We start from the raw sequence: 18,407 nt of genomic DNA on the forward strand, positions 1-18,407 counted from the left end.
CGGCGCCGACGATGCGACGCGGAGCGCGGCTGGGCGTCGACGTGGGCAGGGCCCGCGTCGGCGTCGCCCGCTCCGACCGCGACGGCCTGCTCGCCGTGCCGGTCGAGACGATCCAGCGCGCGAGCGTCGACGTCGTCGCGCGGCTCGTGGAGCTCGCCGAGGAGCACGGGGCCATCGAGGCCGTCGTGGGCCTCCCCGTCTCGCTCTCCGGCGGAGACACCCCGAGCACGCAGGACGCGCGCGACGTCGCCGCCCTGCTCGCCGAGCGCATCCCCGTGCGGCTCGTCGACGAGCGGCTCTCGACCGTGACCGCCTCGGCAGGCATGCGGGCGGCGGGCCGCAGCGCGAAGCAGCAGCGGAGCGCCATCGACCAGGCGGCGGCGGTCGTCATCCTGCAGCACGCGCTCGACAGCGAGCGCGCCGCCGGCCGCGCGCCGGGCGAGCTGCTGAGCACCGGCGGCGACGACGCCGCCTCCCGAGAGGACTGACCCATGGCCGGACGACGCGCGCGCGAGCGCAAGCAGCGGGCTCGCCGCAGGATCATCGGCTGGAGCATCGCGCTCGCCGTCGTGGTTGCCGTCGCGATCGCGGCGACGTGGGCGCTGCCGCGCGTGCTCGACCGCTTCAGCGGGCCCGAGGACTATGCGGGACCGGGCACCGGTGAGGTGATCGTGCAGGTGCAGTCGGGCCAGAACGGCTACGACGTCGCCGGGACGCTCGTCGAGCAGGACGTCATCGCGAGCGCCGAGGCGTTCACCGAGATCCTCGTCGCCGACCCGTCGATCCAGCTGCACCCGGGCGCGTACCGCGTCGCGCAGCAGATGTCGGCGCAGGGCGCGCTCGACGCGATCCTCGACCCGGCGAACCGCGTCGAGCTGCGCGTGACGGTGCCCGAGGGGTTCACGCGGGTGCAGGCCTACGAGCGGATCGAGCGCGACCTCGGCATCCCCTTCTCGGAGCTCATCGCGCTCGACGGCGCGCCCGCGGACTTCGGGCTCCCGGCCGGGGCGCCCAACCTGGACGGCTGGCTGTTCCCGGCGACCTATACGTTCGACGAGGGCGTGACCGCCGCGCAGGTGCTCGAGACGATGATCGACCGGCAGCGCCAGGCGCTCGACGCCGCGGGCGTGCCCGAGGAGGATCGCCAGCGGGTCCTGGTGGAGGCGTCGATGGTGCAGCGCGAGGCGCGGCTGCCCGACGACTTCGGGCGCGTCGCGCGGGTGTTCCAGAACCGGCTCGACATCGGGATGCCGCTGCAGTCCGACGCGACCGTCGCATACGGGACCGGCAACCTGCACGTCGTCACGACGACCGCCGAGGAGCGCGCGGACGCGTCGAACCCGTACAACACCTACGCGAACCCCGGGCTGCCGGTCGGTCCCATCGGCGCCCCGGGCGATGCCGCCATCCAGGCGGCGCTGAACCCGACGCCGGGCGAGTGGCTGTACTTCGTGACGGTGAACCCCGAGACCGGCGAGACGGTGTTCTCGAACACGCTCGCCGAGCACGACCAGGGCGTCGCGCGCTTCCAGCAGTGGCTGCGCGACAACCCGGGCTGGGGCGGCTGATGCCGGCGGCGGGCCCCGCGCGGCTCGCCGTCGTCGGCTCGCCGATCGCGCACTCGAAGTCGCCCGCGATCCAGGCGGCCGCCGCAGCGGCGCTCGGGCTCGACTGGGAGTACGGCCGGGCGGAGGTGCGGGCCGGAGGCCTCGCCGCGTTCGTCGCGGGCCTCGGCGCCGACTGGCGCGGCCTGTCGGTCACGGCGCCGCTGAAGGAGGAGGCCGCCGCCCTCGCGGCGACGCTCGACGAGCGCGCCCGCGCGACCGGGGGAGCGAACACGCTCCTGCTCGGCCCGCGCATCCGCGGCTGGAACACCGACGTGGGCGGCATCGTGCACGCGTTCCGCGAGAGCGGCCTCGAGGGCGCGGGGACGGCCGCGATCGTCGGCGCCGGCGCCACGGCGCTCTCGGCGCTCGTCGCGCTCGCCGAGCTCGGGGTGCGCGAGGTCGCGGTCGCGCTCCGCACGCCCGCGAAGGGGGAGCGGCTCGTCGCGCTCGGCGCCGAGCTGGGCGTCGCGGTGGCGCTCCAGTCGCTCGACGCGCCGCTGCCGGCGGTCGACGCGGCCGTCTCGACGCTGCCCGCGGCGGCGCCCGCCGTGCCGGCGTTCGCCGCGCCGCCCGCGCGCCTGCTCGACGCCGACTACGCCCGCGCCGACGGCTCGCGCTTCGCGGACTCGCTGCCGGACGGCGCGCTCGTCGAGGGCCTCGCGATGCTGCTCGGTCAGGCGGTGCTCCAGGCGCGAGTCTTCGCGACCGGCGCGGTCGAGGAGCCGCTGCCCGACGAGGCGGGCGTGCTCGCCGCGATGCGCGCAGCGGTCTCCCGGCCGGCGGGCGAGGGCGAGGGCGAGGCCTAGCCTGGCCGCATGACCGACGCCCCCCGCACCGCGCTCGCGACCGCCGACTGGCGCCGTCGCACGTTCGGCCTCTACGACGCGGTCCGTGCGAGCGACGACACGCGTGCCGCGCACGAGCTGTGGCGAACCGGCCGCGACGCCCTCATGGCGGCGCACCCGGCGTCGCCGCTCCTCGAGCGCGACCGCGCGGCGTTCGAGGGACTCCCGGTGGCCGCGTACGACCCGCGGTGGCGGTTCGAGCTGCCCCTCCTGCCGGCCGAGCCCGCACGCTTCGAGGCCGCGACCGGGACCGACGGCACCGTGCCGTTCGAGCGCATCGGCGTGCTGGAGCTCCCGGGCGTCGGGTCGCTCGACGTGTGGCGCCTCGCCTCGTACGGCGGCGGCATCTTCGTGCCGCTGCGCGACGGGCTCGCGGGCGCCCCGGGCGGCTCGTACGGCGGCGGCCGCTACCTGCTCGACACGGCCAAGGGCGCGGACCTCGGCGGCGATCCGGCCGGCGGCACGCTCGTCGTCGACCTCAACTTCGCGTACAACCCGTCCTGCGCGTACGACCCGGCATGGGCCTGCCCGCTCGCGCCGACCGGCAACGTGCTCGCCGCCGAGGTGCCGGTGGGGGAGCTGCACCCGGCGGCGTGACCGCGAGCGGCCGCGGCGGGGCCCGCCGCGCACGGTCGGGATCGCCGGGCCTGGCAGGATGGAGACCATGCTGCGCTGGCTCACCGCCGGGGAATCCCACGGCCCCGAACTCATCGCCGTCCTCGAGGGGCTGCCCGCGGGCGTGCCCATCACGGCGGAGGACATCCAGGCCGACCTGCAGCGCCGCAAGCTCGGCGCCGGCCGCGGCGCGCGCATGAAGTTCGAGCAGGACGCCCTGAGCCTCTCCGGCGGCATCCGCCACGGCCTCACCCAGGGCGGCCCCATCGCCATCCGCGTCGGCAACACCGAGTGGCCGAAGTGGATGGAGGTCATGAGCGCCGCGCCGCTCGAGGCCGAGCCCACCGGCGCCCGCGCCGCGAAGCTCACCCGCCCCCGCCCCGGCCACGCCGACCTCGTCGGCATGCAGAAGCACGGCTTCGACGAGGCGCGCCCCGTGCTCGAGCGCGCGAGCGCCCGCGAGACCGCCGCCCGCGTCGCCCTCGGCGCCGTCGCCCGCGCCTTCCTCGGCGAGCTCGGCATCCGGCTCGTCGCCCACACGCTCTCGATCGGTCCCGTGCGCGTGCCCGAGGGCGCCGCGCTGCCGACGCCCGACGAGGTCGACCGGCTCGACGCCGACGAGCTGCGCTGCGCCGACCCCGAGACGAGCGCGGCGATGCTCGCCGAGGTCGAGGACGCCAAGCGCTCCGGCGACACGCTCGGCGGCATCGTCGAGGTGCTCGCGTACGGCCTCCCGCCGGGCCTCGGCTCCTACGTGCACTGGGACCGCCGCCTCGACGGCCGCCTCGCGCAGGCCCTCATGGGCATCCAGGCCATCAAGGGCGTCGAGGTCGGCGACGGCTTCGAGACCACCCGCCGCCGCGGCTCCGTCGCGCACGACGAGCTGCTCGTCGGCGACGACGGCGTGCACCGCGAGACGGGCCGCGCCGGCGGCATCGAGGGCGGCATGACCACGGGCGACGTGCTCCGCGTGCGCGCCGGCATGAAGCCCATCGCGACGGTGCCGCGCGCGCTGCGCACCATCGACGTGGCGACGGGCGAAGCCGCGCAGGCCCACCACCAGCGCAGCGACGTGTGCGCCGTGCCCGCCGCGGGCGTCGTCGCGGAGGCCATGGTCGCGCTCGTGCTCGCCGACGCCGTCGTCGAGAAGTTCGGCGGCGACTCGGTCGCCGAGACCCGCCGCAACCTCGAGGGCTACCTCGCGGCCATCCCCGAGCGGCTCCGCACGACGTGAGCGCGCTGCCGGGCGACGAGGCGAGCACCGTGCCGCCCATCGCCCTCATCGGCCCCATGGCGGCCGGCAAGTCGTCGCTCGGGCGCAAGCTCGCGTCGCGGCTCGGCCGCACCTTCGCCGACACCGACCGGCTCGTCGTGCTCGCGCATGGGCCCATCCCGGAGCTCTTCGAGCGGGAGGGCGAGCCCGCGTTCCGGCGCCACGAGGCCGCCGCGGTGCAGCGGGCGCTCGTGCCGGGCGCGGTCGTCGCGCTCGGCGGCGGCGCGGTGCTCGACGCCGGCACGCGCGGTCTGCTCTCCCACGCCACCGTCGTGCTCGTCACCGTCGACGAGCGCGCCGCCGAGCGCCGCATCGGCGGCGGCGGCCGACCGCTGCTCGCCGACGGCATCGCCGCCTGGCGCCGCATCGCCGCCGAGCGCGACCCGATCTACCGCGAGCTGGCCGACGTGACCGTCGACAGCTCGCGCACCCCCATGACCCAGCTCGTCGACCGGCTGGAGCGGTGGCTGGGGGAGCGGTCCCTGTGACCGTCCGCCCCGCCCCCCGCAGGGCGACGAGCAGCAGCGACGAAGGAGCGAGCATGACCACCATCCACGTGGCGACCGACAGCCCGTACGACGTGCACGTCGGCCGCGGCATCCTCGTCGAGCGGCTGCGCGCCTCCCTCGGCGGCGCGCGCAAGCTGCTCGTCGTGCACCAGCCGGCGATGAGCCGGATCGCCGACCACCTCAAGGAGGAGCTCGGCATCGAGGTGCTGCTCGCCGAGGTGCCGGACGCGGAGGCCGCGAAGCGCATCGAGGTCGCGCAGTTCCTGTGGCAGATCATGGGCCAGGCCGACTTCACCCGCTCCGACGCGGTCGTCGGCCTCGGCGGCGGCGCCGTCACCGACCTCGCGGGCTTCGTGGCCGCGACGTGGCTGCGCGGGGTGCGCGTGCTCCAGGCGCCCACCTCGGTGCTCGGCATCGTCGACGCTGCCGTCGGCGGCAAGACCGGCATCAACACCGAGCAGGGCAAGAACCTGGTCGGCGCCTTCCACCACCCCTCGACGGTCATCGCCGACCTCGAGCTCGTCGACTCGCTGCCGCGCAACGAGCTCCTCACGGGCTTCGCCGAGGTCGTCAAGGCCGGCTTCATCGCCGACCCGCGCATCCTCGAGCTGCTCGAGACGCGCCTGGACGCGACGACCGACCCGACGACGCCGGAGTTCGCCGAGGCGATCGCGCGCGCGATCGACGTGAAGGCGAAGGTCGTCGCGAACGACTTCCGCGAGCACGGCGAGCGCGAGTTCCTCAACTACGGCCACACGCTCGGCCACGCCATCGAGCTGCACGAGCGCTACCGCTGGCGCCACGGCGCGGCCGTCTCGATCGGCATGGTCTTCGCCGCCGAGCTCTCGCGCCTCGCGGGCCGCCTGCCGGAGGCCGCCGTCGACCGCCACCGCGCGATCCTCGGCTCGCTCGAGCTGCCGATGACGTACCCGGTCGGCCGCTGGCAGTCGCTCCTCGCGTCGATGCGCCGGGACAAGAAGGCGCGCGGCGCCATGCTGCGCTTCATCGTGCTCGACGACGTCGCGAAGCCGCGCGTGCTCGAGGGCCCCGACGAGTCGATGCTGTTCATGGCCTACCAGTCGCTCGCCGACTGAGCGCGGCCCGCACCGTCCCCGGCCCGCGTCGCCCTAGGCTCGCAGCATGCGCATCCTCGTCCTGAACGGCCCCAACCTCGGCAGGCTCGGCACCCGCGAGCCCGAGGTGTACGGCTCGGCGACGCTCGCCGACGTGCAGGCGCTGCTCGACGGCCTCGACGGTGTCGAGGCGGAGGTGCGGCAGACCGACGACGAAGCCGAGCTCGTGCGCTGGATCCACGGCGCGGTCGACGCGCGCAGCCCGGTCGTGCTGAACCCCGCGGCGTTCACGCACTACTCGTACGCGCTGCGGGACGCGTGCGCGCTGCTGCAGGGCGTGGCGCCGCTCGTCGAGGTGCACATCACGAACCCGCACGCCCGGGAGGCGTTCCGGCACACGTCGGTCGTGTCGGGCGTCGCGACGGGCGTGATCGCCGGATTCGGCATCGACGGCTACCGGCTCGCGGCCGAGGCCCTCCTGCGGGCCTCCCGCTAGACTCATCTGTCGGCCCGCGAGGCCCGCTGACCCCCACGGAACGGAATCCCCATGGCGACCACGAACGACATCAAGAACGGCGCGGTGCTCAACCTCGACGGCCAGCTCTGGAGCGTCATCGAGTTCCAGCACGTCAAGCCCGGCAAGGGCGGCGCCTTCGTCCGCACGAAGCTGCGCAACGTCCGCAGCCTCAAGGTCGTCGACAAGACCTTCAACGCCGGCACGAAGATCGACTTCGCCACGGTCGACCGCCGCGACTACCAGTTCCTGTACAACGACGGCACCGACTTCGTGTTCATGGACAACGACACGTACGAGCAGCTGCCGATCCCCGCCGAGGTCGTCGGCGACGGCGCCAAGTACCTGCTCGAGAACGGCACGGCCACCATCTCGATGCACGAGGGCGAGGCCCTCCAGGTCGAGCTGCCCGCATCGGTCGTGCTCGAGATCACGTACACCGAGCCGGGCCTGCAGGGCGACCGCTCGAGCGCCGGCACGAAGCCCGCGACCGTCGAGACGGGCGCCGAGATCCAGGTGCCGCTCTTCGTCGAGCAGGGCACGAAGGTCAAGGTCGACACCCGCGACGGCAGCTACCTCGGTCGCATCTCCTGACCGTGGCAGAGGAGACCTACCCCTCACGCCGCAAGGCGCGCAAGCACGCCGTCGAGGTCCTGTACTCGGCGGAGGCGCGCGGCGACGCGCCCGAGGACATCCTGCGCGAGACCGCCGACCGGCTCGAGTGGCGGCGCCACCCGTGGTTCGCGTTCGCGCACGAGCTCGTGACGGGCGTCGCCGACGCCAAGGCCGAGGTCGACGAGCTCATCGCCTCGTCGAGCGAGCACTGGAGCCTCGACCGGATGCCGCGCACCGACCTCGCGATCCTGCGCGTCGGCGCGTGGGAGCTCGAGCACGGCACCGCCCCCTCGGGCGTCGTCATCTCGGAGGCCGTGCACCTCGCGAACGAGCTCTCGACCGACCGCTCGGGCGCCTTCATCCACGGCGTCCTCGCGAAGATCGCCGCCCAGCGCGGCTGACCGACGGCCACCCCGCAGCGCGTCGCGTGCCCCCTCCGGGGCACGCGACGCGCTACGATGGGAGCCGATCAGACAACCTTGAAGCCCGTCCCGTGAGGCGGAGAAGGGAGTCAGCATGACTTCGGCGCGCACCGTGCTCGGACCCGACGAGATCGGCAGGTCCCTGACGCGCATCGCCCACGAGATCCTCGAGGCGAACCACGGCCCGGACGACCTCGTCCTCCTGGGCATCCCCACCCGCGGGGCCCACCTCGCGCAGCGGCTCGCCGACCGCCTCGCCGCCATCACCGGCGACGACTTCGGCGCCCGCGTCGGCACGCTCGACGTGACGATGCACCGCGACGACCTGCGGGGCCGCCCCACGCGGGCCTCCGCCCCCACGCGCATCCCCGCCGGCGGCGTCGACGACCGCGTCGTCGTGCTCGTCGACGACGTGCTCTACTCCGGGCGCACCATCCGCGCCGCCTTCGACGCGCTCGCCGACCTCGGCCGCGCCCGCATCGTGCGCCTCGCCGTGCTCGTCGACCGCGGCCACCGCGAGCTGCCCATCCGCGCCGACTTCGTCGGCAAGAACCTGCCGAGCGCCCGCAGCGAGCACGTGAGCGTGCTGCTCGCCGAGGCCGACGGCCAGGACGCCGTCACGATCGAGGACGCCGCCCCCGAGGCGACGCAGGAGGACCGGGCATGACGCACCTGCTCACCGCCGCGATGCCGCGCGACGCCGCGATCGCGCTCCTCGACCTCGCCGAGGACATGCACCAGATCCAGGACCGGCAGGTGAAGAAGCTGCCGGCGCTGCGCGGCCGCACCGTCGTGAACCTCTTCTTCGAGGACTCCACGCGCACCCGCTCCTCGTTCGAGATCGCCGGCAAGTGGCTCTCGGCCGACGTCATCAACGTCTCCGGCAAGGGCTCGAGCGCCTCGAAGGGCGAGTCGCTGCGCGACACGGGCCTCACGATCGCCGCGATGGGCGTCGACGGGGTCGTCGTGCGCTCGGGCTCGTCCGGCGCGCCCGCGCTGCTCGCCGACTGGATCGGACGCCCGGTCGTGAACGCCGGCGACGGCACCCACGAGCACCCCACGCAGGCGCTGCTCGACGCGTTCGCGCTGCGCCGGCGCATCCATGGCGACGCCGCCCGCGGCAAGGGCCTCGACGGCGTGCGCGTCGCGATCGTCGGCGACATCGCGCACTCGCGCGTCGCCCGCTCGAACGCGCTGCTGCTGCCCGCGCTCGGCGCCGAGGTGACGCTCGTCGGCCCGCCCGCGTTCCTGCCCCCGGGCGCCGGCCCGACGCGCCTCGGCGTGCGCGCGACCACCGACCTCGACGCGGTCATCGCCGAGCGCCCCGACGCGCTCATGCTGCTGCGCGTGCAGCTCGAGCGGCAGACCGGCGCGGTCGTGCCGAGCGCCGCCGAGTACATCACCGGCTGGTCGCTCACCGACGAGCGGCTCGCACGGCTCGGTGACGAGGCCCGGATCATGCACCCGGGCCCCATGAACCGCGGCCTCGAGATCTCGAGCCGCGCCGCCGACGCCGACGCGTCGACGATCCTCGAGCAGGTCACGGCAGGCGTCTCGGTGCGCATGGCCGTGCTCTACTCGCTCCTCGCATCCGACCACCCATCCTCAGCAGACGGAGGCTCCCGATGACGACGCTGCTCACCGGCGCCCGCGTGCTCGGCGGCGAGGTCCGCGACCTCGCCATCCACGACGGCGCGCTCGTCGACCCCGCCTCGATCGACCGCGACGCGGCCGAGGTCGTCGACGCGGCGGGCCTCGTCGCGCTGCCCGGCCTCGTCGACCTCCACACGCACCTCCGCCAGCCCGGCGGCGAGCAGGCCGAGACGGTCGCGAGCGGCCTGCGCGCCGCGGCCGCGGGCGGCTTCACCTGCGTGTTCGCGATGGCGAACACGACGCCGGTGGCCGACACGCCCGCCGTCGTCGAGCAGGTGCACCGCCTCGGGCTCGAGTCGGGCCTCGCGACCGTGCGCCCCATCGGCGCCGTCACCGTCGGCCTCCGCGGCGAGCGCCTCGCCGACATGCTCATGCTCCACCGCAGCGCCGCGGGCGTCACGGTGTTCTCGGACGACGGCCACTGCGTCGCGGACGCCGAGCTCATGCGCCGCGCGCTCGAGCACGCCGCGTCGATGGACGCCGTCGTCGCGCAGCACGCGCAGGAGCCGAGCCTCACGCGCGGCGCGCAGATGCACGAGGGCGCGCTCTCGGCCGAGCTCGGCCTCGCCGGCTGGCCGGCCGTCGCCGAGGCGGCGGTCGTCGCCCGCGACGCGCTGCTCGCCGAGCTCGCCGGCGCGCGCCTCCACGTGTGCCACGTCTCGACCGCCCAGACCGTCGAGGTCGTGCGCGCCGCCAAGGCCCGCGGCGTCCGCATCACCGCCGAGGTGACGCCCCATCACCTGCTGCTCACCGAGGAGCTCGTGCGCGGCTACGACGGCCGCTACAAGGTCAACCCGCCGCTGCGCCCCGAGGCCGACGTGCTCGCGCTCCGCGAGGCGCTCGCCGACGGCACGATCGACATCGTCGCGACCGACCACGCGCCGCACGCCCCGGAGGCGAAGCAGGCCGCGTTCGCCGAGGCCGCCTTCGGCATGGTCGGGCTCGAGACGGCGCTCGGCGTCGTGCAGCAGTCGATGGTGGAGACGGGGCTGCTCGACTGGGCCGGGATCGCGCGGGTGCTCTCGACGGCGCCCGCCGCGATCGGCCGCGAGCCCGGCTACGACGCCCCGCTCGAGGTCGGCAGCCCCGCCCACGTCGTGCTCGTCGACCCCGCCGCGCGCCGCACGATCGAGGTCGGCCACCTGCGCGGCCGCTCGGCGAACTCGCCGTTCCTCGGCGTCGAGCTGCCCGGCGAGGTGCGCCACGTCTGGCACGCCGGCCGCCGCACCGTGCGCGACGGCGCCGTGCTCGCCGCGCCCGACGCGGGGGAGGCCGCATGAGCAAGGAGGCGTTCGCGCTGCTCTGCGCAGGGTTCGTCGCGCTCCTCGCGCTGCTCGCGGCGCTCGGCATCTGGCTGCGCCGCCGGCGCCAGCGCGACATCGCCGCGCCGCTCGGCTGGGCCGACGTCGCGCCGACCCTCGTCGTCCCCGCGCTCTACGTCGCGACCACCCGCGCCGGCCAGCCCTACGAGCGCGTCTTCGCGCACGGCCTCGGCTTCCGAGGCCGCACCGAGCTCGCGATCGACGCCGAGGGCGCGCAGCTCCTCGCCGACCGCCGCCAGGTGCGCATCCCCGCCGACCGCATCCGCTCGGTCGAGCGCGCCACCTGGACCATCGACCGCGTCGTGGAGCCCGGCGGGATGCTCGTCATCGCCCACGACCTCGACGCCCCCGTCGACACCTACCTCCGCATCATCGGCGACGACACCGAGGCGCTCGCAGCGCTCCGGGCGCTCGCGCCCGCACCCCAGGAAGGAGCCACCCCATGACCGTGACCACAGAGCCCGCGGCGCTCGTGCTCGAGGACGGCTCGATCCATCGAGGCACCGCCTACGGCGCCCGAGGCGCAGCCCTCGGCGAGGCCGTCTTCGCGACCGGCATGACCGGCTACCAGGAGACGCTCACCGATCCCTCCTACGCCGGGCAGATCGTCGTGCAGACCGCCCCGCACATTGGCAACACCGGGGTCAACGCCGACGACGCCGAGTCGCGCCGCATCTGGCCCGCCGGCTACGCCGTGCGCGCCGCGAGCCGGCGCCCCTCCAACTGGCGCTCCGAGGAGACCCTCGACGCGCAGCTCGAGCGCGACGGCATCGTCGGCATCGCCGGCATCGACACGCGCGCCGTCACCCGCCGCCTCCGCGACGCGGGCTCGATGCGTGCGGGCGTGTTCTCGGGCGAGGCGCTCACGACCGACGAGCAGATGCTCGCGGCCGTGCGCGACAGCCTCCCGATGGCGGGCCGGAGCCTCTCGGAGGTCGTCTCGACGCAGGAGCCGTACCGGATGCCCGCCGTCGGCGACAGCCTCGGCACGCTCGCGGTCCTCGACCTCGGCGTCAAGGCGTCGACGCTGCGCTACCTCGCCGAGCAGGGCTTCGACCTCGTGGTCCTGCCGCAGGGCTCGACCCTCGAGGAGGTGCTCGCACACGAGCCCGTCGCCGCCTTCTACTCGAACGGCCCCGGCGACCCCGCCGCCTCCGACGCGCAGGTCGCGCTGCTGCAGGGCATCCTGCGCGCGGGCCTCCCGTTCTTCGGCATCTGCTTCGGCAACCAGCTGCTCGGCCGGGCCCTCGGCCTCGGCACGTACAAGCTGCCGTTCGGCCACCGCGGCATCAACCAGCCGGTGCTCGACGTCGCCACGGGCCGCGTCGAGATCACGAGCCAGAACCACGGCTTCGCGGTCGAGGCCCCCATCGGCGAGACGATCGACAGCCCCGCGGGCCTCGGCCGCGTCGAGGTCAGCCATTACTCGCTCAACGACCACGTCGTCGAGGGCCTCCGCGCGCTCGACGTGCCGGCGTTCAGCGTGCAGTACCACCCCGAGTCCGCGGCGGGCCCGAACGACGCCCGCCACCTGTTCTCGCGCTTCCGCGAGCTCGTGCTCGCGCAGCGCGAGGGCGCAGCCCCGACGGGCGCGGACACCGCGACCGACGACGTGCGCGCCGCGGCCGCCCACCACACCACCGACCCGCAGAAGGACGCCTGATGCCCAAGCGCGACGACATCCGCTCCGTCCTCGTCATCGGCTCCGGCCCGATCGTCATCGGCCAGGCCGCCGAGTTCGACTACTCCGGCACGCAAGCCTGCCGCGTGCTGCGCGAGGAGGGCGTCCGCGTCATCCTCGTCAACTCGAACCCGGCGACGATCATGACCGACCCCGACTTCGCCGACGCGACGTACATCGAGCCGATCACGCCCGAGGTCATCGAGTCGATCATCGTCAAGGAGCGCCCCGACGCGATCCTGCCGACGCTCGGCGGCCAGACCGCCCTCAACGCGGCCATCCAGCTCCACGAGCAGGGCATCCTCGATCGCCACGGCGTCGAGCTCATCGGCGCGAAGGTCGACGCGATCCAGCGCGGCGAGGACCGCCAGCTGTTCAAGCAGCTCGTGCTCGACGCCGGCGCCGACGTCGCCTCCTCGGTGATCGCGAGGACGGTCGACGACGCGCTCGCGTTCGCGGGGGAGTACGGCTACCCGGTCGTCGTCCGCCCCTCGTTCACGATGGGCGGCCTCGGCTCCGGCTTCGCGCACGACGAGGCGGAGCTCCGCCGCTTCGTGAGCGACGGCCTGCACTCCTCGACCATCGGCGAGGTGCTCCTCGAGGAGTCGATCCTCGGCTGGAAGGAGTACGAGCTCGAGCTCATGCGCGACACGGCCGACAACACGGTCGTGGTCTGCTCGATCGAGAACGTCGACCCCGTCGGCGTCCACACGGGCGACTCGATCACCGTCGCGCCCGCGCTCACGCTCACGGACCGCGAGTACCAGCGCCTGCGCGACATCGGCATCGACATCATCCGCCGCGTCGGCGTCGACACCGGCGGCTGCAACATCCAGTTCGCCGTCGACCCCGCGGACGGCCGCATCATCGTCATCGAGATGAACCCGCGCGTCTCGCGCTCCTCGGCGCTCGCGTCGAAGGCCACGGGCTTCCCGATCGCGAAGATCGCCGCGAAGCTCGCGCTCGGCTACCGCCTCGACGAGATCCCGAACGACATCACGAAGGTGACGCCGGCCTCGTTCGAGCCCACGCTCGACTACGTCGTCGTGAAGGTGCCGCGCTTCAACTTCGAGAAGTTCCCCGCCGCCGACGCGACGCTCACGACCACCATGAAGTCGGTCGGCGAGGCGATGGCCATGGGGCGCACGTACGCGCAGGCGCTGCAGAAGGCGCTGCGTTCGCTCGAGCGGCGCGGCTCGTCGTTCCACTGGGAGGGCGAGCCTGGCGACGCCGCGGCGCTCCTGGAGGCGGCGCGCACGCCCACCGACGGCCGCATCGTGACGCTGCAGCAGGCGCTCCGCGCCGGCGCGACGATCGAGCAGGCCTTCGAGGCGACGGGCATCGACCCGTGGTTCCTCGACCAGATGGTGCTCATCGAGGAGGTCGCCGCCGAGATCCGCGCGGGCGGCCTCGACGAGGCGACGCTGCGCCTCGCGAAGGAGCACGGCTTCTCGGACGCGCAGATCGCGCAGCTCCAGGGCGTCGACGAGGCCGCGGTGCGCGAGGCGCGCTGGGCGATGGGCCTCCGCCCCGTCTACAAGACCGTCGACACCTGCGCGGGCGAGTTCCCGGCCGAGACGCCGTACTACTACTCGAGCTACGACGTCGAGACGGAGGTGACGCCGAGCGACCGCCGCAAGGTGATCATCCTCGGCTCCGGCCCCAACCGCATCGGCCAGGGCATCGAGTTCGACTACTCGTGCGTGCACGCGTCCTTCGCGCTCGCCGAGGCGGGCTACGAGACGATCATGGTCAACTGCAACCCCGAGACCGTCTCGACCGACTACGACACGAGCGACCGGCTCTACTTCGAGCCGCTCACGCTCGAGGACGTGCTCGAGATCGTGCACGCGGAGTCGGGCTCGGGCGAGCTCGTCGGCGTCATCGTGCAGCTGGGCGGCCAGACGCCGCTCGGCCTCGCGCGCGGCCTCGAGGCGGCCGGCGTGCCGATCCTCGGCACGAGCCCCGATGCGATCGACGCAGCCGAGGAGCGCGGCCTGTTCCAGCGCATCCTCGACGACGCCGCCCTCGTCGCGCCCCGCAACGGCACCGCGACGAGCGAGGACGAGGCGATCGCGATCGCCGAGCGCATCGGCTACCCGGTGCTCGTGCGCCCGTCGTTCGTGCTCGGCGGCCGCGGCATGGAGATCATCTACGACACGCCGAGCCTGCACGGCTACTTCGACCGCATCGCGGCGCACGGCATCATCGCCGCCGACCGGCCGCTGCTCGTCGACCACTTCCTCGACGACGCCGTGGAGGTCGACGTCGACGCGATCTACGACGGTCGGGAGCTGTTCGTGGGCGGCATCCTCGAGCACATCGAGGAGGCCGGCATCCACTCGGGCGACTCCTCGTGCTCGTTGCCCGCCATGGGCCTCGGCCGCTCGCAGCTGCTCGAGATCCGCGACGCGACGCAGCGCATCGCCGAGGGCCTCGACGTGCGCGGCCCGATCAACGTGCAGTTCGCGTACGGCGCGGGCGTGCTCCACGTCATCGAGGCGAACCCGCGCGCGAGCCGCACGGTGCCGTTCGTCGCGAAGGCGCTCGGCACGCCGATCGCGAAGGCGAACGCGCGCGTGCTCGCCGGCGCGACCATCGCGGAGCTCCGCGCCGAGGGCCTCCTGCCCGAGCGCGACGGCACGATCCTGCCGCTCGACGCGCCCGTCGCGGTCAAGGAGGCCGTGCTGCCGTTCCGCCGCTTCCGCACCGCGGACGGCCGGATGGTCGACAGCCTCCTCGGCCCCGAGATGCGCTCGACCGGCGAGGTCATGGGCATCGACCGCGACTTCCCGACGGCGTTCGCGAAGTCGCAGGCCGCGGCCTACGGTGGCCTGCCGCTCGCCGGCACGGTCTTCGTCTCGCTCTCGGACCGTGACAAGCGCCAGGCCGTGCTACCCGTGCACCGCCTCCACCAGCTCGGCTTCCGGATCGTCGCCACCGAGGGCACCGCCGAGGTGCTCGCCCGCAACGGCATCCGGGTCGAGACGGTGCGCAAGCACTCGGATGCGGGCGTCGAGCCCTCGATCGTGGACCTCATCGACGCGGGCGAGATCGACATCATCATCAACACGCCCACCGGTGGCACCGCGCGCGCCGACGGCTACGAGATCCGCGCCTCCGCCGTGGCCGCCGACAAGGCGCTGTTCACGACGGTGTCGCAGCTCGGCGCCGCCGTGACGGCCATCGAGGCCGCGCGCGAGGCCTTCGAGGTGACGAGCCTGCAGGAGTACCACGCGAGGCGGAGCGCATGACGCTCCTCGAGCGGCTGCGGGGCGCGGTCGCGGCGCACGGCGCGCTGTGCGCCGGCATCGACCCGCACCCCGCGCTGCTCGACGCGTGGGGCCTCGGGCGCGACGCGGACGGCGCCGAGCGGCTCGGCCGAGCGGTCGTCGAGGCCGCCGCCGGCCGCGTCGGCGTCGTGAAGCCGCAGGTGGCGCTGTTCGAGGCGTTCGGGGCCGCGGGCCTCGGCGCGCTCGAGCGCGTGCTCGCGGACGCGAGGGCCGCGGGCCTCGTCGTGATCGCCGACGCGAAGCGCGGCGACATCGGCTCGACGAACGCCGGCTACGCCGAGGCGTGGCTGACGCCCGGCTCGCCGCTCGAGGCGGACGCGCTCACCGTGAGCCCGTACCTCGGCGTCGGCGCCCTCGACGGGCTGCTCGAGGCCGCGGAGCGCGCCGGCAAGGGCGCGTTCGTGCTCGCGGCGACGTCGAACCCCGAGGCGGCGGCGCTGCAGCTCGCGCGCCACGCCGACGGCCGCACCGTCGCGCAGGGCGTCGCCGAGGCCGTCGCCGCGCGCAACGCGGAGACGCGTGCGGGCCACGGCATCGTCGTCGGTGCGACGATCGACCGCGCAGCCTTCGGCATCGCTTCCGACCCGGCCACGCCCATCCTCGCGCCCGGGTTCGGGGCGCAGGGCGCGCGCTTCGCCGACCTCGGCGCGCTGTTCCCCGCCGAGGCCCTCGTGCTCGCCTCCGCGAGCCGCAGCCTGCTGGCGCACGGCGCGGCAGGCGTCGCGGGCGCGATCGACGCCGCGCAGCGGGAGCTCGCCGCATGAGCGACGCGCCGGTCCCGCCCGACCCCGCGGCCGCCGGGCGCGCCGCGGTCGAGGCGCGCCGCGCGCGCGCGGCGGTCAAGGAGGCGCTGCGCTCCGGCGCCCGCGGCCCGCGCGACGTCGCCGAGCGCGCGTGGCACGAGCCGACGAGCCCGGAGGCGCGCCTGCGCTTCGCGGAGTATGCCGGGAGCCTGCGCGGCTTCGGCCCGCGACGCGTCGAGCGGCTCATGGCGTCGCTCGGCATCGCGCAGGGCAAGCGCCTCGGCGGGCTCGGCGGCTTGCAGCGCGAGCGCGTCCGCGGTTGGCTTGCCGACGTGGATCCCTCGCGTCGCCCCCGTCTCATCGTCCTCGCCGGCCCGACCGCCGTCGGCAAGGGCACCGTCGCCCAGTACGTGCGCGAGCACTTCCCGCAGATCCGGCACTCGGTGAGCGCCACGACGCGGCGGTCGCGCCCCGGCGAGATCGACGGGGTGCACTACTCGTTCGTCTCGGACGCCGACTTCGACCGGATGGTCGACGAGGGCGAGTTCCTCGAGCACGCGACCGTGCACAACCTCTCGCGCTACGGCACGCCGCGCTCGAGCGTGCAGGCCGCGCTCGACGAGGGCTCGTCGGTGCTCCTCGAGATCGACCTGCAGGGCGCGCGCCAGGTGCGCGAGTCGTTCCCCGACGCCGTGCTCCTGTTCCTCGCCCCGCCGTCGTGGGACGAGCTCGTCCGGCGCCTCGTCGGGCGCGGCACCGAGGACGAGGAGGAGCGCGCGAAGCGGCTCCGCACCGCCGAGGTCGAGCTCGCGAGCCAGGACGAGTTCGACGCGACGATCGTCAACTCCGACGTCGCCGAGGCGGCCCGCGAGGTCGTCCAGCGCATCCTCGAGGCCGAGGCCGCGGACGTCGAGGCGCCGTCGCGGCGCTAGGGTGGGGACAGGGCCGCCGACCTGACCGCGGCCCTGGACGGCGGCCCTGCGGCCACCCAGGACGAAGGATCATGCTGCCATGACGGAAGCATCCCGCGAGGCCCGCGTCCTCGCAGCGCTGGTCGCGATGGCCGGCAGCCTCACCGAGGAGTACGAGGTCGTCGACCTGCTCGACCGCCTCACGGAGGAGGCGCTCGAGCTGCTCGAGGTGGACGCCGCCGCGCTCGTGCTCGAGAACGCCCGGGGCGAGCTCGAGCTCGTCGCGTCCTCGAACCAGCAGGCGGGGTTCGTCGAGCTCGTGCAGCTCGACGCCGGGGACGGCCCCTGCATCGAGGCCTTCCGCACGGGCGAGCCGATCGTCGTCCCCGACGTGCGCGAGGAGGGCCCCCGCTGGGCCGAGCACCGCGCCGCGGCGGAGCGCGAGGGCTTCCGGTCCGTCCACGCGGTGCCGCTCCGGGCCGGCACGCGGACCATCGGGTCGCTCGGCCTCTTCCGCACGGTTCCGGGCGCGCTGTCCGAGGCCGACGCCCGCGTCGCGCGGGCGCTCGCCGACATCGGGTCGATCGCGATCCTCCAGGAGCGCGCGCTGCGGGAGTCCGAGGTCGTGTCCGAGCAGCTGCGCCGCGCGCTCGACAGCCGGGTCGCGATCGAGCAGGCGAAGGGCGTCGTCGCCGAGTCGCTCGGCATCGACATGGACGAGGCCTTCCGCATCCTCCGGTCCCACGCCCGGAGCACCAACGCCACGCTGCAGGACGTCGCGCGGCAGGTGGCGTCGCGCACGCTGCGGCTCGAGCGGGACGAGGCCCGGGGCGGCACCTCGGAGCGCACGGCCGTTTGACATCCGGAGCGCCGCCGCGCAGGGTGGAGGGACGAGCGGTGCTCCCCAGACCTCGGAGCCTGCGTCGCCGACACCCTGTCGGCTCGATGCGGAACGAGGCGAGATGGACACGAGCACCTGGCGCGGAGCGCGCCCTGACGGACGACGGGCCGGCTAGCCGTGGGCGCCCACGAGCTCCTCGCGATCGCGATCGCCGCCTACGCGGTCCTGCAGGTGGCGGCCATCGTGGTCTGGGTCCTGCGCCGGCCGGCCCGCCGCGCGGCCGCCGCGACCCGCGACCGCGCCGAGGCGCGCGGCTGGGCGGCCCTGCGCCGCGCCTGCCTGCGGCGGCGGGCCGCCGAGGAGCTCCGCGCGACCGCGACGACCGGCCGCTGACGCCCCGGGCGCAGCACGCGGCGTCCGCAACCGGTAGCATGGGCCCTTGCGCCGTGCCGGCGCACGAGCTTCGCGGGCCCCGCCCGCATCCGACCGC

General features: G+C 74.8%; 20 protein-coding genes. All 20 read left to right on the plus strand.

Features of this window, described 5'->3' with window-relative positions:
- Positions 1-11: 11 nt before the first annotated feature.
- Positions 12-488, plus strand: a complete 477-nt coding sequence (gene ruvX / locus IEW90_RS07310; protein WP_188717508.1) for a Holliday junction resolvase RuvX — start codon at positions 12-14, stop codon at positions 486-488.
- Positions 489-491: 3 nt separating this feature from the next.
- Positions 492-1,568, plus strand: coding sequence for an endolytic transglycosylase MltG (gene mltG, locus IEW90_RS07315; RefSeq protein WP_188717509.1), 1,077 nt, complete (start codon positions 492-494; stop codon positions 1,566-1,568).
- Positions 1,568-2,413, plus strand: a complete 846-nt coding sequence (locus IEW90_RS07320; RefSeq protein ID WP_188717510.1) for a shikimate dehydrogenase — start codon at positions 1,568-1,570, stop codon at positions 2,411-2,413. Before mltG ends, IEW90_RS07320 begins: the two co-directional genes overlap by 1 nt.
- 9 nt (positions 2,414-2,422) lie before the next feature.
- Positions 2,423-3,049, plus strand: coding sequence for a DUF1684 domain-containing protein (locus IEW90_RS07325; protein ID WP_188717511.1), 627 nt, complete (start codon positions 2,423-2,425; stop codon positions 3,047-3,049).
- Positions 3,050-3,116: 67 nt separating this feature from the next.
- A complete protein-coding gene (aroC, locus tag IEW90_RS07330) occupies positions 3,117-4,301 on the plus strand; it encodes a chorismate synthase (protein WP_188717512.1) in 1,185 nt (394 codons plus the stop codon).
- Positions 4,298-4,828, plus strand: a complete 531-nt coding sequence (locus IEW90_RS07335; protein WP_229679536.1) for a shikimate kinase — start codon at positions 4,298-4,300, stop codon at positions 4,826-4,828. The genes aroC and IEW90_RS07335 overlap by 4 nt, the downstream gene beginning before the upstream one ends.
- A 53-nt stretch (positions 4,829-4,881) precedes the next feature.
- Entirely contained in the window at positions 4,882-5,943 is a 1,062-nt protein-coding gene (gene aroB, locus IEW90_RS07340; protein WP_188717513.1) for a 3-dehydroquinate synthase, read from the plus strand.
- A 46-nt stretch (positions 5,944-5,989) separates the two neighbouring features.
- Positions 5,990-6,418 (plus strand): type II 3-dehydroquinate dehydratase, encoded by a 429-nt coding sequence (locus IEW90_RS07345; RefSeq protein ID WP_188717514.1) that lies wholly within the window; start codon positions 5,990-5,992, stop codon positions 6,416-6,418.
- A 51-nt stretch (positions 6,419-6,469) separates the two neighbouring features.
- Positions 6,470-7,030, plus strand: a complete 561-nt coding sequence (gene efp, locus IEW90_RS07350; protein ID WP_188717515.1) for an elongation factor P — start codon at positions 6,470-6,472, stop codon at positions 7,028-7,030.
- A gap of 2 nt (positions 7,031-7,032) precedes the next feature.
- Positions 7,033-7,452, plus strand: coding sequence for a transcription antitermination factor NusB (gene nusB / locus IEW90_RS07355; RefSeq protein ID WP_188717516.1), 420 nt, complete (start codon positions 7,033-7,035; stop codon positions 7,450-7,452).
- Between the two features lie 115 nt (positions 7,453-7,567).
- Positions 7,568-8,140, plus strand: a complete 573-nt coding sequence (gene pyrR, locus IEW90_RS07360; RefSeq protein ID WP_188717517.1) for a bifunctional pyr operon transcriptional regulator/uracil phosphoribosyltransferase PyrR — start codon at positions 7,568-7,570, stop codon at positions 8,138-8,140.
- Positions 8,137-9,102, plus strand: a complete 966-nt coding sequence (locus IEW90_RS07365) for an aspartate carbamoyltransferase catalytic subunit (RefSeq protein WP_188717518.1) — start codon at positions 8,137-8,139, stop codon at positions 9,100-9,102. Before pyrR ends, IEW90_RS07365 begins: the two co-directional genes overlap by 4 nt.
- Entirely contained in the window at positions 9,099-10,406 is a 1,308-nt protein-coding gene (locus IEW90_RS07370; protein ID WP_188717519.1) for a dihydroorotase, read from the plus strand. Before IEW90_RS07365 ends, IEW90_RS07370 begins: the two co-directional genes overlap by 4 nt.
- Positions 10,403-10,894 carry a PH-like domain-containing protein gene (locus tag IEW90_RS07375; protein ID WP_188717520.1) on the plus strand — a complete coding sequence of 164 codons (492 nt, stop codon included), beginning with the start codon at positions 10,403-10,405 and terminating at the stop codon, positions 10,892-10,894. Before IEW90_RS07370 ends, IEW90_RS07375 begins: the two co-directional genes overlap by 4 nt.
- Positions 10,891-12,111: a glutamine-hydrolyzing carbamoyl-phosphate synthase small subunit gene (gene carA / locus IEW90_RS07380; RefSeq protein WP_188717521.1), complete on the plus strand. Its 1,221-nt coding sequence runs from the start codon at positions 10,891-10,893 to the stop codon at positions 12,109-12,111. Before IEW90_RS07375 ends, carA begins: the two co-directional genes overlap by 4 nt.
- Positions 12,111-15,383 (plus strand): carbamoyl-phosphate synthase large subunit, encoded by a 3,273-nt coding sequence (gene carB / locus IEW90_RS07385; protein WP_188717522.1) that lies wholly within the window; start codon positions 12,111-12,113, stop codon positions 15,381-15,383. Before carA ends, carB begins: the two co-directional genes overlap by 1 nt.
- Positions 15,380-16,186, plus strand: a complete 807-nt coding sequence (gene pyrF / locus IEW90_RS07390; RefSeq protein ID WP_188717523.1) for an orotidine-5'-phosphate decarboxylase — start codon at positions 15,380-15,382, stop codon at positions 16,184-16,186. Before carB ends, pyrF begins: the two co-directional genes overlap by 4 nt.
- Positions 16,183-17,097, plus strand: a complete 915-nt coding sequence (gmk, locus tag IEW90_RS07395; RefSeq protein WP_188717524.1) for a guanylate kinase — start codon at positions 16,183-16,185, stop codon at positions 17,095-17,097. The genes pyrF and gmk overlap by 4 nt, the downstream gene beginning before the upstream one ends.
- 79 nt (positions 17,098-17,176) lie before the next feature.
- Entirely contained in the window at positions 17,177-17,935 is a 759-nt protein-coding gene (locus IEW90_RS07400; RefSeq protein WP_188717525.1) for a GAF and ANTAR domain-containing protein, read from the plus strand.
- A gap of 159 nt (positions 17,936-18,094) precedes the next feature.
- Positions 18,095-18,310, plus strand: a complete 216-nt coding sequence (locus IEW90_RS07405) for a hypothetical protein (RefSeq protein WP_188717526.1) — start codon at positions 18,095-18,097, stop codon at positions 18,308-18,310.
- The last annotated feature ends 97 nt before the right edge of the window (positions 18,311-18,407 follow it).

The sequence above is a fragment of the Agrococcus terreus genome (genome assembly GCF_014645235.1).
GTDB classification, from domain to species: Bacteria; Actinomycetota; Actinomycetes; order Actinomycetales; family Microbacteriaceae; genus Agrococcus; species Agrococcus terreus.